Origin of the sequence: Methylobacterium sp. DB0501, assembly GCF_011043735.1 — a bacterium.
Classification (GTDB): Bacteria; Pseudomonadota; Alphaproteobacteria; order Rhizobiales; family Beijerinckiaceae; genus Methylobacterium; species Methylobacterium alsaeris.
The window spans coordinates 245,524-260,489 of sequence record NZ_JAAKGV010000008.1 but is presented as its reverse complement, the minus strand read 5'-3'; the positions used below and the strand labels follow the sequence as shown (position 1 = coordinate 260,489).

Genomic DNA, 14,966 nt, shown 5'->3' with positions numbered 1-14,966 from the left:
CGACGTGGAGAGCGTCAGGTCGGCCGGGGCAATCAGACCGGCGCTCAGGACGAGGTTCAGGGTTGGATCCTCTCTCGACACCGGCCGCCATCCCACCAGGGGGACACGTGTGAGCACCATCGCCAGCCCGGCCGTCACCGCCGCACCCGACAGGATGCGGCGCGGCCAGCACAAGATCTCGTTCTCCTGGATGGTCTGGCCGGCGGTCGCCTTCGTCGTCCTGATGATGGTCTTTCCGCTGGTCTATGCGGCCTGGATCTCGCTCCAGGACGCCTCGCTCGGCACCGAGCCGCGCTTCGTCGGGTTCGAGAACTACCTCAACCTCGCGAGCGATCCGGAATTCCTCAACGCCTTCCGGGTCACCTGGGTGCTCTACGGGGTGGCGCTGGCGCTGCAGCTGGCCCTCGGCACCTGGCTCGGGATCGTGCTCAACGGGGTGAAGGTCGCGCGCCACCTCGTGCGCACGATCGCCATCACGCCGTTCATGATGCCGCCGGTGGTGGTCGGCATGATGGCGATCGTGCTCCTCGATCCGTCGGTCGGCATCGTGAACTGGCTCATCGGGACGGTCGGCGTCCCGCCGCTCCTGTGGCTGGCGAGCCCGCACTGGGTGCTCCTCAGCGTCGCCCTGGTCGATACCTGGCAATGGGCGCCGTTCGTCGGGCTGATCGTGCTCGGCGGCCTGCAATCGCTGCCGGCGAGCGTGTTCGAGGCGGCGGAGGTCGACGGCGTGATCGGCTGGCGCCGGTTCGTCTACGTCACGCTGCCGCTCCTCGGGCCGACGCTCCTGACCGCGGCGGTCCTGCGCTCGGTCGATCTCCTGCGCTTCTTCGATCTCGTCTTCATCGCCACCCGCGGCGGGCCGGGCAACGCCTCGACCACGATGAACATGTACGCCTACCAGCAGGGCTTCGAGTTCTCGCGCTTCGGCCACGCCTCGGCGGCGATGCTGACGCTCTCGGCCGTCGTGCTGTGCACCGTCATGGTCTTCGCCCGCCTGCGCCGCTCCCTGAGCTATTGAGGATCCGCCGATGACCCCTTCCGTCGCCCGCCGGATCCTCGGCCGCCTCCAGGTCGCCGCGATGCTGGTCGCGGTCCTGGCGCCGCTCGCCTGGATGGTCCTGTCCTCGTTCAAGGTCAGCCGCGACGTGATGGCGCTGCCGCCGCAGCTGATCTTCACGCCGACCCTCGACAATTACCGCGAGCTTTTCCTGCGCACCGACTTCCTGCACAACACCTGGAACAGCCTGGTGGTGGCGCTCGGCGCCACGTTGCTCGGGCTCGTGCTCGGGGCGCCCGCCGCCTTCGCGATCTCCTGGCACCGCACCACCTGGCCGGCGACGCTGACCCTGTTCGCCCGCATGGCGCCGGGCACGCTGTTTCTGCTCCCCTGGTTCATCCTGTTCTCGCAGGTCGATCTCGTCGGCACCTACACGGTGCTGATCCTGACCCATGGGGCGATTACCGTGCCGGTCGCGCTCTGGACGCTCCTGCCCTATTTCGACGCCCTGCCGCGGGCGCTCGTCGAATCGGCGCAGATGGACGGCTGCCGGCCGCACGCGATCCTCCTGCGCATCGCGCTGCCGCTCGTCGCGCCGGGCCTCGTCGTGGCGGCGATCCTCTGCTTCGTCTTCACCTGGAACTACTTCCTGTTCGCGCTCGCCCTGTCGGGCTTCGACACCAAGACGGCGATCGTCGCGTCGTTCAACTTCATCGGCGAGGGCGTGACCAACTGGGGCGCCCTGATGGCGGCCGCCACCATGATCGCGCTGCCGCCCCTCGCCCTCGCGCTCCTCGTGCAACGCCAACTCGTCTCGGGCCTGTCGTCCGGGGCGGTGAAGGGATGACCCCGATGCCGGCCCTCTCGCTCCGCAACGTCGTCAAGCGCTACGGCGCCGCCGAGGTCATCCGGTCCTTGAGCTTCGACGTCTCGCCCGGCGAGTTCATCGTCTTCGTCGGCCCCTCGGGCTGCGGTAAGTCCACGTTGCTGCGCATGATCGCCGGGCTCGAGGATTTCCAGGACGGCGAGGTCGCCATCGACGGCCGGGTGGTCAACGGGCTCGCCCCCTGGCAGCGCGACATCGCGATGGTGTTCCAGGATTACGCGCTCTACCCCCACATGAGCGTGGCGGCCAATATCGGCTTCAGCCTCAAGATGGCGGGCGTGGACAAGGCGACCGTCGCCGCCAAGGTCGACCGCGTCGCCGCGGTGCTGCAGATCGGCCACCTCCTCGACCGCAAGCCGAAGGCCCTGTCGGGCGGCCAGCGCCAGCGCGTCGCCATCGGCCGCGCGATGGTGCGCGACCCCAAGATCTTCCTGTTCGACGAGCCGCTCTCCAACCTCGACGCCAAGCTCAGGGTCGACATGCGGGCCGAGATCAAGCAGCTCCACCAGCGCCTCGGCGCGACGATGATCTACGTCACCCACGACCAGGTCGAGGCGATGACGCTGGCCGATCGCATCGTCGTGCTGAAGGAGGGCCGCATCGAGCAGATCGGCACCCCGACCGAGCTCTACCGCAGCCCCGCCTCGCGCTTCGTCGCGAGCTTCATCGGCTCGCCGGCGATGAACTTCGTCTCCGTCGAGGTCGCCGACGGCGCCATCACCCTGCCGGGCGGCCAGCGCATCCCGACCCCCAGCCCCCATGCCGGCCGGGCCTCCTTCGGCATCCGGCCGGAGCATCTGGGCCTGGGAGGGGAGGGGCCGGCGCTCCGCGGCACGATCTCCCTCGTCGAGCCGCTGGGGGCGGATACGCTGGTCACGGTGGTGGCTGGCGAGGAGCGGGTGCTGGCGCGGCTGCCGGGGGATGCGGCGCCGGTGCTGGGCGAGGCGATCGCCCTGACCTTCGATCCGGGGCGGGGGGCGTTGTTCTCGGTGGAGGGGCGGCGGGTGTAGGCTCGAAGCCGAGCGCCATCCTGCCAGCGATGTCCTTCCGACGGCGTCGTGACGGACGGGAAGGCGACGTCACATCCGCCGGGCGATGGCCGCTCCCAGCCGCCCGACTCCTTCGCGGATGACCGCCGGGGAGCCCGCGAAGGTGAGCCGCAGGAACGAGCCGTCCGGGTCGGCCGGGAACCAGGCGCGGCCGGGGCTGACGACGACGCCTTGACGGTCCATCTCCGCGGCGATCTCGCCCTCCGGGACGTGATCCGGCAGGCGTAGCCACAGATGCATGCCGCCACCCGGGACCCGGAACGTGGCGCGATCGTGGAGGTCCGTGCGCAGCGCGCCGACCATGGTGTCGCGGCGCTCGATCAGGGCGGCCCGCACCGCGTTGAGGTGTCGTTTCCAGCCGGGCGCCGTGACGACGGCCAACGCCGCCGCCTGCAAGGGACCGGACACGAAGAAATCGTCGCTGCTTCGCCCCGATTTCAACCGGGCCGAGGCGGCCCCCCGCGCCATGATGGCGGCGACCCGCAATCCGGGCGCGGCCGACTTGGCGAGGGAGCGGAGATAGACGACGTGGCCATGCCGGTCGCCGGCGGCGAGCGGTGCGGGCGCCGTTCCCGTCAGGTCGAGATCGCAAGCCCAATCATCCTCGATGACGAAGGCCCGCGCCTCCGCGGCGATGTCGAGAACGGCAGCGCGCCGCTCCGCCGACAGGACGGCTCCGGCCGGGTTGGAAAAGGTCGGCTGGGTATAGAAGGCCCTGGCGCCGGTCCGCTGGAAGGCATCCCTCAGCAACTCCGGCCGTACGCCCTCCTCGTCCATCCCCACGGGGACGAGGGCGAGACCCGCCGCACGCGCAGCCGAGATCGCCCCGGTATAGGTTGGCATCTCGACGAGGATCGGATGCCCGGGCGGGACGAGCGCGCGGAAGGTCGTGGCGATGGCGGCCTGTCCACCCCCGCAGATGATGACGTCGTGGGGTGAATAGACCGTGCCGCGTGCGACTTCGCGGGCGAACCACGCACGGAGGGGGTCGAAGCCGTCGATCGGCAGGCGGTCCCACAGTTCGGGCCGGCCGGCGGCTTGGCGGAGCGCATTCGCCAGCAGGCCGGAGGCCTGAAGATCCGGCGGCAGGTAGCCCGTGCTGAGGATCAGGCTGCCGGGCGGCGGCAGGGTCAGGAGCGCCCCTATCTCACGACCGTCGGCGCGCGCCGCGCCGAGCGCGTTCGATTGCCAGGAGAAATCGGCGCCCGGTTCCGTGCCGTCCGTCCGTTCACGAACGAAGGTGCCATGACCGGGCCGAGGCTCGATCAGCCCTTCGGCGACGAGTTGCGCGAAGGCCCGCTCGACCGTCGCCGGGCTCACGCGATGCCCGGTGACGAGCGCCCGGACCGACGGCAGGCGCCCCCCCGGGCCGGCCGCCGCGATCTCATCCCGAAGCGTTTGAATAACGCTCGCCGCTCTGTTATTCGTCTTCATGAGAAAGACGGATAACACTTCCCGCCAGGAGCCGGAAACGCTTTCGGCCCGCGCCCCGACCGAAACGGCCTTGGATACAGGTGCCGACACCGGTGCCGACAGGCTGCCGCCACGCCTCTTCGCCCCGTACCTGGCCTCCGCCGTCGCGCTCGCGATGTCCTATGGGTCGAGCTTCCTGTTATCCGACGCGCTGCGCGCGGCGGGTTATCCGGCATCGACCGCCGGGGCCGTCGTCAGCGCCGGGACTGTGGCGACGCTCATCGGCTCCCTGGCCGCGGGCCGCTTGGCCGAACGCGCCGGCATCCTGCCTTTGGTCGTCGCCTCCGCGGCGATCATGGCGGTGGCCATGGCCTGCTTCGCCCTGATCGGCGTGGGCGGCCTGTCGCTCGCCTATGCCGGAGGTCTTCTCCTCGGCCTCGGGTGGGCCGTCTTCTACATGCTCGCGCCGCTCCAACTCATCCATTGCCTCAGGCCTGCGGCGCGCCTCGAGGCGCTGACGCTCCTGTCGGGATCGCAGATGCTGGGCATCGGCCTGTCCGCGCCGCTCGGCCGTGCCGTCTCCGGGGCCTTCGGCGGCCCGGCCCATGCCTATGCGTGCTACGCCGCCTTCTGCGCCCTGGCGGCGGTCCTCTGCCTCGCCATTCGCAAGCGCATGGCCGATCAACCGCAATTGCCGATGCGCGCGGTGGCGTTGTCGGTTCCGTCGATCCTGTCCATCCTGCGCGCCCGCACGCTCGCACCGGTGCTGATGATCGGGGTGGCGGCCTGCACCTTCGCCGGCCTGTCGACGTTCCAGGGCCTCTACGCGGCCTCGCGCGGGACGACCCCCGACATCTTCTTCCTGGCCTTCACCATCACCACGGTCGCCCTGCGCTTCTCGGTGGCCTCCATGATCGGCCGGCTGCCGCTCGTGCGGCTGGCGCTGGCGCTCTTCGTTGCGACACTCCTCGGCATCGGGCTTCTGGCGATCAACGAGAAGAGCCGGATCCTGTATGCCGTCGCCACCATCCTCTTCGCGACAGGCTACGGCCTGACCTACTCGACGCTCAACGCCATGGTGGTGAACCTCGCCGGCGAGCGGGGATTGTCGATCCCGGCCGCATCGCAAGTGTTCACGCTCGGCTACTTCGTCGGCTTGTTCGGCTTTCCCTTCATCGCCGGCAGCGTGATTGCCGTCTACGGGATCGACGCGGCGCTCCTCGTGATGGTGGGACTCGTCATGGCCAACATCGCCGGAGCCTGCTGGATCTCGAGACGTGACAGAGCAGAGGCCGAGCGCATGTCGGGACGACGAGCGGCCCGGATCCGGCGGTGAACATCCGCATCCCGCATCATGACGCCGCCCGGCGAGCCCCTGACCGCCTCCTGCCGCGCCGACCGCCCCTCACGGTCCTTCGAGCCGGCTCGCCCGCAGGGCGCCGCCTCTCTCCAGGATCGGGTAGGCGGCGCCGGCGACGAGGTGGTCGTTGACCCGCTTCAGGTCGCGCACGAGGTCGGGATAGAGCGCGGTGGCCTCGGCCGGCCCCGGGCCGGCGCCGTGGCCGGATCCGGCCTCGCGCAGGCGGCGGAAATGGTTCTCGGTCGCCCGCGCCTCAAGATCGCGAAACACCGCCTTCTCGTCGGCGAGGCGTCGGGCGGCCCGGGGATCCTCGGTCAGGAAGGCGGCGCCGGCGGCACTCAGGTTGGCCTGGAGCCGGGCGAGCAGGGCCTCCACCTCCGCCTTGCCCTCGGCCGAAAAGGTCAGCCCGCGCTTCAGGCGCTTGGCCGCATGGGTCATCACGTTGCGCGAGAGGATGTCGCCCGCATGCTCCAGGTTGGTGGTGAAGGCGATGAGCGTCGCGACCCGGCGCTCGTCGTCCTCGCTCAAGGCCTCGGGGTCGAGGCGCACCAGATAGGCCTTGATGGCGGCGTTGAGCCGGTCGAGCGTGTCGTCCATGCGGCGGATCTGCGCCACCTTGGTGCGGTCGCCGCCGGTCAGCGCCTCGCCGGCGCCGCCCGTCATCTCGGCGAGCACGTCGGCCATCCGCAGGGCCTCGCGGCCGGCGGCGCCCAGGGCGACCGGCGGCGTCTCCAGGGCGGCCTCGTCGAGGTGGATCGGCTGGCCGGGATCGTGGGCGGCGATCCGCTCCGGCACCAGCCGGCGCAGCATGGCCGCGAAGGGGGTGAGCGCCGGCAGGAAGACCAGCGCGAGCGCGAGGTTGAAGGCGGTATGGAAGTCGGCGACCGCCCGCGACAGGTCGGGCTGCCATGTCACGAGGAGCGGTCCGATCAGCCCGAGGCAGGGCAGGGCGACCGCGCAGCCGAGTGCCCGGGTGAGGAGGTTGCCGAGCGCCACCCGGCGCCCCGCCGCCTCGCCGTCGCGAGACCCCTCCAGCACCGGGTTGAGCGCCGAGCCGAGATTGGCCCCGAGCACCAGGGCCATGCCGGCCTCGAGCGGCAGCACGCCGGCCTTCGTGAAGGACATCACCAGGAGCACGATGGCGACGCTCGAATGCGCCGCCCAGGTGAGGACCGCGCCGATCACCAGGGCGATCAGCCGGTCTGTCGCGACGGCGCCGAGCAGCACCCGCAGGGCCGGCACGTCCTCGTAGGGGGTGATGACCTCGACGAGGCGCGCGAGCGCCATCAGCATCAGCCCGAGCCCGATCGCCGCCCGGCCGAGGTCGCGGGTGCGCGGCTCGGCGCCGCGGCGGAACAGGATCACCCCGACCAGCACCAGGACCGGCGCCACCCGGGCGACGTCGAAGGACAGGGCCTGGACGATCAGCGTGGTGCCGATATTGGCGCCGAGCATCACCGCGAGCGCCGGCACCACCGCCACCAGCCCGGCGCCCGCGAAGGACGCGACCATCAGGCCGGTCGCGGTGCTGCTCTGGAGGAGCGCCGTGACCCCGAGGCCCGCCGCGAGCGCCTTCACCCGGTTGCCGAGCGCCACCCCGAGCAGGCGGCGCAGATGCGGGCCGAGCGCCCGCTGCACCCCGGTCTGCACCATGTGGATGCCCCAGAGCAGCAGCGCGACCGCGCCGCAGAGATCGAGCAGGGTCAGGGTGGTGTCCATCCGCGTCGGCCGTCCTCCGTCCCGTCCGGGCCCTGAGATAGGGCGCCGGGGTATCGGGGCTCCGGCTCCGGACGCAAGTCTGCTGCCGATCCTCGGCAGGGGCCGAGGATTCGGCGTGCCGTCAGGGCTTCGGGCAGGCCGGGTCGGCCGGGCGCGGTGCGCGGGTGAAGTCCAGCACCTCGCGCGTATAGGTCTCGACCACCTCCGAGAACGGCTGCCGCTCGCCCGTGAACAGCACCGCGCGGTGGCTGAACAGGTGCTCGGGGACGGCCAGCGTGCCGCAGGCCGGGGGAGGCGGCGGCGCCTGGTCCCAGCCCGCGGGCAGGGGCTGCCAGAGCGGCTCGGACCCGACGGTCTGGCGGGTGGTGCCGAGCGACGACACCGCCCGGCCGAACGGCGTATCGGTGGTCTCCAGCACCCGGTTCATCTCCGGGGTCAGGCGGGCGGGCACGTACCAGTTGTCGGCCTCCGACAGGACGTGGTCGCCGCAGGCGAGCCGCACCCTGCGGTAGCGCAGGGGCTCGTCCGGCCCGACCGCGAGGCGCTTGCGGGTCTCGGGGCTTGCCGGCTTGTCCACGCCCCGGTCCAGCCGGGCGACGAGGCGCGGCGCCTCGGCCATGCGGTGGGCCGCGCACCAGCCTTCGAGCGTCGCGGTGGCGCTGCGGCTCGCGAGCAGGGCGGCGTTGAGGCTCTGCACCACCGCGGTCGCCTCGACCCGGGACAGGTAGGTGTCGGGCCAGTCCGGCCCCGCGGCCCGGGCGGAGAGGGCGGCCAGGGTTGCGGTCGCGCCGGCGGCGAGGCCGGTGAGCAGGGCAAGGAGGCGGCGGGTTTGCAGCATGTGGGGCGTCTCTTCGAGCGGGGCCGTGACGCAGGGGTGCCCGGTCCGGGCCCGGGCCGCAAGCGGGGGCTGGCGCGGCGCTGCGGCCCCGCTATGAAAGGCGCGGGCGCGACCGATTCGCCGCGCGTGCCCGGCGCATCCGGTCTTCGTGCTGTCGCAGGGTTTCGCCAGACGGAGCGGCGGTTCGCCGATCACGACTGTTTTTCCGGAGAGACGACGATGTCGGGTGGTCACGGAGCCGTCGACGGCTCCAACAAGAAGATCGCGCTGTTGATCTCGGTCCTGGCACTGTTCCTCGCGCTGGGCGAGACCCTGGCGAAGAGCGCCCAGACCGACGCGCTCAGCGCCAATGTCGAGTCGTCGAATCTCTGGGCCTATTTCCAGGCCCGCACCATCCGCGCGACGGTGCTGAAAACGGCGAGCGAGGAGATCGCGCTCGAGCCCGGCGCCCCCCCGGAGGCGGTGAAGAAGCAGGTCGAGGAATGGGCCAAGACGATGGCCCGCTGGGAATCCGACCCGGCCTCCGGCGACGGCCGCAAGGAACTCGCCGCCAAGGCCAAGAAGGCCGAGGAGAAGCGTGACCTGTCGCTGGCCCGCTACCACCATTACGAGCTCGGCTCCGCCGCCTTCCAGATCGGCATCGTGCTCGCCTCCGCCTACGTCATCACCGGCATCGCGGCGCTCGCCTTCGCCGGCGGGGCGCTGGGCGTTGCCGGGATCGCCATGCTGGCGATCGGGCTGTTCGCGCCGCACGCGATTCATCTGGTGTGACGGGACGGGGCCGATCGTCCGTCATCGGCCGGACTCCGGTTCGTCCGACATCCACCGCGTCGTCCCGGGCTCCGCTGGCACGGCCGGGAGCGTGGGCAGTGTCTCGGTTATCGGACGCTATCGACCTGGGGCGATCGCCTCGGACCGTGCTGCCCTCGGCCTCATCCTGAGGGGCCCACGAAGTGGGCCTCGAAGGAGGTCTCCAGATATCCCTGCGATCCCTGGAGACCTCCTTCGCGGCTCGCTACGCTCGCACCTCAGGATGAGGTCGAGGATTGAATATCTGTTGTTTTCTTGTTTTATTGAGGGCGTTTATTTTTGATTTGTTGTGTTCGATAGTTGCGAATTGATTGTCGTGGGATCTGCTGCGGCTGATCGAAGCCGGATCGACGTCTTGGAACTGCACCGACCCCTCCGATTCCACCTCCATCCACATTGCGCCATTGTGTCGCAGAAACCTTCGCTTGCCAGCCGGACACGCCGCACCCCTAACTGAACCCGTCAGTTCAGTTAGGCCTTCATGAGCGACGCCGCCCGCCACGTCGATCGCCCTTCCGCCGCGCGCCCGCAGGCTGAGCGTCCGCTCGATCCGAAACGCCGTCGCCGCATCCTCGAAGCCGGGATGGGACTGTTCTCCGGCCTCCCTTACGCCGCCGTCCACATGGATGCGGTGGCGGCCGCGGCCGGCGTCGCGAAGCCCACGCTCTACCGCTACTTCCCCACCAAGGAAGCCCTGTTCATCGCCGGCCTCGCCTGGACGCTGGCCGAGCTGCGCGACGCCATCGGGGCGATCCCGGAGCGGGACGCCGGCGCGCGCCTGCGCCGGGCGGTCGGGCTGGTGCTGGAGCGCATCGGCGCGCTGTCGCCGGCGCTCACCGCGATCGAGGGGCGCGGCGCCGAGTGCGGCGAGCGCAGCCGGCGCGTCCTGCGCGAGGGCTTCGACGGGTTGCGCGGGGCGCTGGCCGGGATCCTGCGCGACGGCGTCGCCGCGGGCGAGCTGTGCGTGCCGGATGTCGACCTCGTGGTGCTGATGCTCCTCGGCGGGATCCGCATGGCGGTGCACGGCACCGGCCGGCGTGCGCCTGCCGCATCGGCCGTCGCCGATTTCTTCCTCCACGGCCTCAGCGCCGCCGCCCATCCTGACGGAGCCCCGCGATGATCCGCCTCGTCCTCGTTCTCCTGGCGCTCGTGGCGGCCGGGGCGGGATGGCTCGTGCAGCGCCACGGCGGCGACACGCGCGCGGCCTGGACCACGGCCAGGGGCGCGCTGCCGGGAGCCATCGCTCGAGCCCTGCCCGAGCACCTGCCGGTGGCCTACGTGCCGCCGCCGCCCCCGACGCCGGCGAACCCCGCCGCCGCCCGCCCAGTCGTCACCACGGTCGCGGCCGGCGTCACCGACCTCGCGCTCACCCGCTCGGCGGTGGGCTGGGTCGAGCCGATGGCGAGCGTCGTGGTGCGCCCGCGCATCGACGGGGTCATCGTCGAGCAGCTCGCCCGCGACGGCCAGGTGGTGAAGGCGGGCGACGTGCTCTACCGCCTCGACGACCGCGAGATCCGGGCCCAGCTCGCCCGCGACGAGGCCGCGCTCGCCCGCGACCAGGCCACCCAGGTCCGGACCCAGAACGACGTCCGTCGCGTCGGCGAATTGCTGTCGCGCTCCTCCGCCTCGCAGGCGCAGTTCGACGTCGCCTCGGCCGAGGCCAAGGTCGCGGCGGCCAACGTCGCGGCGTCGCAGGCCGCGATCGACGCCGACAAGGTCCGGCTCGACTACACCATCGTGCGGGCACCGATCGCCGGCCGCCTCGGCCGGGTGCTCGTCACCACCGGCAACCTCGTGAAGGGCAACGAATCCGCCGGCACCGGTCTCGTCACCATCACGCAGATGCGGCCCTTGCGCGCCACCTTCTCGCTGCCCGAGCGCGACCTCGACGGGCTGCGCGCCGCGCTGGCGCGGCCCGGCACCGCGCCGGTCCGGGTCTATCCGAGCGGCGGCGAGGCGGTGCTGGCGACCGGCCGGCTCTCCTTCGTCGATTCGAGCGTCGACCAGGCCTCCGGCACCGTCACCGCCTGGGCCCTTTTCCCGAACGAGGACGACCGGCTCTGGCCTGGCCAGTACGTCCGGATCGAGGTCGATCTCGGCCGGCGGCCGAACACCGTCACGGTCCCGCAGGCCGCCGTGCAGCCGGGGCAGGAGGGCAGCTTCGTCTGGGTGGTGCGGCCCGACCGCACGGCGGAGCGCCGCATCGTCGAGGTGATCGCCTCCCGCGACGGCCGCGCCGCGCTGGCGATGGGGTTGAGGCCCGGCGAGCGGGTAGTGGTCGAGGGCCAGTTCCGGGTCCGTCCCGGCCTGCCGGTCAGCGAGCGCCCGCAGGACGCCACCGAGGCGCAGGCCGCAGGCCCCGGCGCGTCCACCCGCATCGAGTGAGAGCCCGCGCATGAACCTCTCGGCCCCGTTCATCCGCCGGCCCGTCGCCACGATCCTGCTCTCGATCGCCCTGACGCTGTCGGGGCTGTTCGCCTACCGCTTCCTGCCGGTGGCGGCGCTGCCGACCGTGGACTTCCCGACCATCTCGGTCACCGCGCAGCTGCCCGGCGCCTCGCCGGAATCGATGGCGGCCTCCGTGGCGACGCCGCTCATCAAGGAGTTCTCGACGATCCCGTCGATCGCCACGATCTCGGCGACGAACTACCAGGGCTTCACCTCGATCACCGTCGAGTTCGAGCTGTCGCGCAACATCGACCAGGCCGCCGCCGACGTGCAGGCGGCGATCACCCGGACCTTACGCCGGCTGCCGATCGAGCTGACGATCCCGCCGAGCTTCCGCAAGCTCAACCCCGCCGACGCGCCCGTTATCCTGCTCGCCCTGTCGAGCGAGACGACGCCGCTGCCGACGCTGGACGCCTTCGCCCAGACGGTGATCTCGCCCTCGCTCTCGACCATCACCGGCGTCGGGCAGGTGCTGGTCTTCGGCAGCCAGAAATTCGCCGTCCGGGTGCAGCTCGATCCCAACGTGCTGGCCGCCCGCGGCATCGGCGTCGACGAGGTCCAGGCGGCGATCCAGAACGCCAACACCTCGACCCCGGTCGGCGTGGTCGAGGGGAGGGGGCAGAACCTCACCATCCAGACCAACACCCAGCTGATGAACGCCGACGGGTTCCGCGACGTGATCGTGGCGGTCCGCAACGGCCGGCCGGTGCGCCTCGGCGAGGTCGCCCGCGTGATCGATTCGGTCGAGAACAACCGCATCGCCTCGTGGAAGGACGGTACCCGCGGCCTGGTGCTCGCCGTCCAGCGCCAGCCCGACGCCAACACGGTGGACGTGGTCGACCGGGTGCGGGCGATGCTGCCGAAGTTCCAGGAGCAGCTGGGATCGAGCGGCACCATCGACGTCGTCAACGACCGCTCGGTCTCGATCCGCGAGGCGGTGCACGACGTGCAGTTCACGCTGGTGCTCACCATCGTGCTCGTCGTCGCGGTGATCTACCTCTTTCTCGGGCGGCTCGCCGCGACGCTGATCCCGTCGGTGGCGGTGCCGATCTCGATCATCGCCACCTTCGGGGCGATGTACCTGCTCGGCTACTCGATCGACAACATCTCGCTCTTGGGCCTCACCCTCGCGGTCGGCCTCGTCGTCGACGACGCGATCGTGATGCTGGAGAACATCGTCCGGCACGTCGAGGAGGGGATGAAGCCGTTCGAGGCGGCGCTGAAGGGCGCGGGCGAGATCGGCTTCACCATCCTGTCGATCACCATCTCGCTCGTCGCGGTGTTCATCCCCGTGCTGCTGATGGGCGGCGTCGTCGGACGCATCTTCAACGAGTTCGCCATCGTGGTGACGATCGCCATCGTGGCCTCGGCGGTGATCTCGCTGACGCTCACCCCGATGCTCGCCGCCCGCCTGCCGGCCGACGCCGCCGGCCATGGGCAGAAGAAGAACCTGTTCGAGCGCGGCTTCGCCCGGATGCAGGGCGCCTACGAGCGCGGGGTCGATCTCTGCCTGCGCTGGCCCCTGGCGGTCCTGCTGGTGTTCTTCGCCTCCGTGGCGCTCACCGCCTGGATGTTCGTCGTCATCCCGAAGGGGTTCTTCCCGTCGGAGGATATCGGCCAGCTCCAGATCGCCACGGAGGCCGGCCAGGACGTGTCCTTCGACGCGATGAGCGCGCTCCAGCACGAGGCCGAGGTGATCCTCGCCCGCCATCCGGCGGTGGCCCACGTGGTGAGCCGGGCGGGCTCGAACGGCTTCTCGGGCACGCTCAACCAGGGCTCGTTCTTCGTCGAGCTGAAGGACCGCGACCTGCGCCCGCCGCTCAGCAAGACCATCGCGGAATTGCGGCGCGACCTCGCCGCGGTGCCGGGCCTGACCTCGTTCATCACGCCGGTGCAGAACCTGCGCCTCGGCGGGCGCCAGTCGAAGAGCCAGTACCAGTACGTCGTCCAGGGCCTCGACCGGCCCGGGCTCGAGCGCTGGTCCGAGCGGCTGACCGAAGCTCTGGCGCGTGACCGTGCCACCTTCGCGGGCGTCACCAGCGACCTGCAGAACGCCGCGCTCCAGGCCAAGGTCACGGTCGATACCGACAAGGCGCAGGCGCTCGGCATCACCTCCGACCAGATCCGCCAGACCCTCTATACCGGCTTCGGCACCCGCCAGATCTCGACGATCTACGGCACCGCCGACAGCTACCAGGTCATCACCGAGTTCGACCCGCGCCTGAACTGGACCGCCGACCGCCTCGACGACATCCGCCTGCGCGCCTCGGGCGGCAAGCTCGTTCCGCTCTCGGCGGTGGCGGGCATCACCCGGGTGCCGGGCCCGCTCTCGATCAACCAGCTCGGCCTCTTGCCGGCGGTGACGATCTCGTTCGACCTCGCCCCCGGCGTCGCCCTCGGCCAGGCGGTGAACCGCATCGCCGAGATCAAGGAGTCGCTCGGGGTGCCGGGCACCATCACGACGACCTTTGCCGGCACCGCCCAGGTGTTCCAGGACGCGCTGGCGAACCAGGGCCTGCTGCTGGCGGCCGCGGTCATCACCATCTACCTCGTGCTCGGCATCCTCTACGAGAGCTTCATCCACCCGCTCACCATCCTCACCGGCCTGCCGGCGGCGGCGATCGGGGCGCTCGGTGCGCTCCAGCTCTTCGGGATGGACCTCTCGGTGATCGCGATCATCGGCGTGCTGATGCTGATCGGCATCGTGAAGAAGAACGCCATCATGATGATCGACGTCGCCCTGGTGCTCCAGCGCGAGCAGGCCTGGAGTCCGGCGGCGGCGATCCGCGAGGCCTGTGCCTTGCGCTTCCGCCCGATCATGATGACGACGGCCGCCGCCGTGATGGGCACCCTGCCGATCGCCATCGGCCACGGGGCGAGCGCCGAATTGCGCCAGCCCCTCGGCGTGGCGGTGGTGGGCGGGCTGCTGGTGTCGCAGCTCCTCACCCTGTTCATCACGCCGGTGCTCTACCTCTACATGGACCGTCTCGGCACGGGGGTGACGCGCCTCGTCCTGTCGCTGCGGCGCGGACGCCTGCCGGCGGCGCGGGACGAGGGGGAGGCGGGCCGGCATCAGCCGGCGGAGTGAGGGGCGGGGACCGCATTCTTCGGGTCGCGACCTCCGCGCCTGATTGAGAGGCCGACGGCGTTATCACCCGCCACATCATCTCGGGGCAGCGCAGCCGAATCCGGGACCCGTCACCGTCGACATTTCAGGACGAGGCGGAACGCCGATCGCCATGGTGTCCATCGTCAGCGGCGATGGATCCTGGGTTCTCGGCCAGGGCGAGGCCGCGCGCGCGAGAAGGCCGACGCTCACCCTCGTCATGCGACGACACGTCATCGCGAACCGCGTCTCATTCGAATGACGGATGACGCAGTTCCCCGGCGTCTCTACGCCTGTCAGGAATAAACAAGCAGACGGACCGTAGCCCGTCGGCCGA

11 protein-coding genes are annotated in these 14,966 nt (G+C 70.9%); 8 read left to right on the top strand and 3 right to left on the bottom strand.

What is annotated here, in order from left to right:
- Positions 1 to 109 precede the first annotated feature (109 nt).
- Genes G4G93_RS14310 through G4G93_RS14300 form a run of 3 tightly spaced genes read left to right on the top strand, consistent with a single transcriptional unit; the run spans position 110 to position 2,896 of the window.
- The gene (locus G4G93_RS14310) at positions 110 to 1,021 is read left to right on the top strand and encodes a sugar ABC transporter permease (protein ID WP_312891985.1); all 912 of its coding nucleotides are present in this window, start codon (positions 110 to 112) and stop codon (positions 1,019 to 1,021) included.
- 10 nt (positions 1,022 to 1,031) lie between these two features.
- Positions 1,032 to 1,847: a carbohydrate ABC transporter permease gene (locus tag G4G93_RS14305; protein WP_165085056.1), complete on the top strand. Its 816-nt coding sequence runs from the start codon at positions 1,032 to 1,034 to the stop codon at positions 1,845 to 1,847.
- 5 nt (positions 1,848 to 1,852) lie between these two features.
- Positions 1,853 to 2,896, top strand: a complete 1,044-nt coding sequence (locus G4G93_RS14300) for a sn-glycerol-3-phosphate ABC transporter ATP-binding protein UgpC (RefSeq protein ID WP_165085098.1) — start codon at positions 1,853 to 1,855, stop codon at positions 2,894 to 2,896.
- A 69-nt stretch (positions 2,897 to 2,965) separates the two neighbouring features.
- On the opposite strand, the gene G4G93_RS14295 is transcribed toward G4G93_RS14300, so the two are convergent.
- Complete coding sequence (locus G4G93_RS14295) at positions 2,966 to 4,369, bottom strand: PLP-dependent aminotransferase family protein (RefSeq protein ID WP_165085055.1); 1,404 nt, start codon at positions 4,367 to 4,369, stop codon at positions 2,966 to 2,968.
- A gap of 70 nt (positions 4,370 to 4,439) precedes the next feature.
- On the opposite strand from G4G93_RS14295, the gene G4G93_RS14290 reads away from it, so the two are divergent.
- Entirely contained in the window at positions 4,440 to 5,684 is a 1,245-nt protein-coding gene (locus tag G4G93_RS14290) for an MFS transporter (protein WP_246736762.1), read from the top strand.
- 69 nt (positions 5,685 to 5,753) lie between these two features.
- Here G4G93_RS14290 and G4G93_RS14285 read toward each other — a convergent pair whose 3' ends face one another.
- Entirely contained in the window at positions 5,754 to 7,427 is a 1,674-nt protein-coding gene (locus tag G4G93_RS14285; RefSeq protein ID WP_165085053.1) for a Na/Pi cotransporter family protein, read from the bottom strand.
- Positions 7,428 to 7,548: 121 nt separating this feature from the next.
- Positions 7,549 to 8,265, bottom strand: coding sequence for a hypothetical protein (locus G4G93_RS14280; RefSeq protein WP_165085052.1), 717 nt, complete (start codon positions 8,263 to 8,265; stop codon positions 7,549 to 7,551).
- Between the two features lie 219 nt (positions 8,266 to 8,484).
- Between G4G93_RS14280 and G4G93_RS14275 the strand changes: the two genes are divergently transcribed.
- The 4 genes from G4G93_RS14275 to G4G93_RS14260 all read left to right on the top strand — a co-directional run bounded on the left by G4G93_RS14275 (position 8,485) and on the right by G4G93_RS14260 (position 14,611).
- Positions 8,485 to 9,036, top strand: coding sequence for a DUF4337 domain-containing protein (locus tag G4G93_RS14275; RefSeq protein WP_165085051.1), 552 nt, complete (start codon positions 8,485 to 8,487; stop codon positions 9,034 to 9,036).
- Between the two features lie 520 nt (positions 9,037 to 9,556).
- The gene (locus G4G93_RS14270; RefSeq protein WP_246736761.1) at positions 9,557 to 10,195 is read left to right on the top strand and encodes a TetR/AcrR family transcriptional regulator; all 639 of its coding nucleotides are present in this window, start codon (positions 9,557 to 9,559) and stop codon (positions 10,193 to 10,195) included.
- Complete coding sequence (locus G4G93_RS14265; protein ID WP_165085050.1) at positions 10,192 to 11,460, top strand: efflux RND transporter periplasmic adaptor subunit; 1,269 nt, start codon at positions 10,192 to 10,194, stop codon at positions 11,458 to 11,460. Before G4G93_RS14270 ends, G4G93_RS14265 begins: the two co-directional genes overlap by 4 nt.
- 10 nt (positions 11,461 to 11,470) lie before the next feature.
- Complete coding sequence (locus G4G93_RS14260) at positions 11,471 to 14,611, top strand: efflux RND transporter permease subunit (protein ID WP_165085049.1); 3,141 nt, start codon at positions 11,471 to 11,473, stop codon at positions 14,609 to 14,611.
- The last annotated feature ends 355 nt before the right edge of the window (positions 14,612 to 14,966 follow it).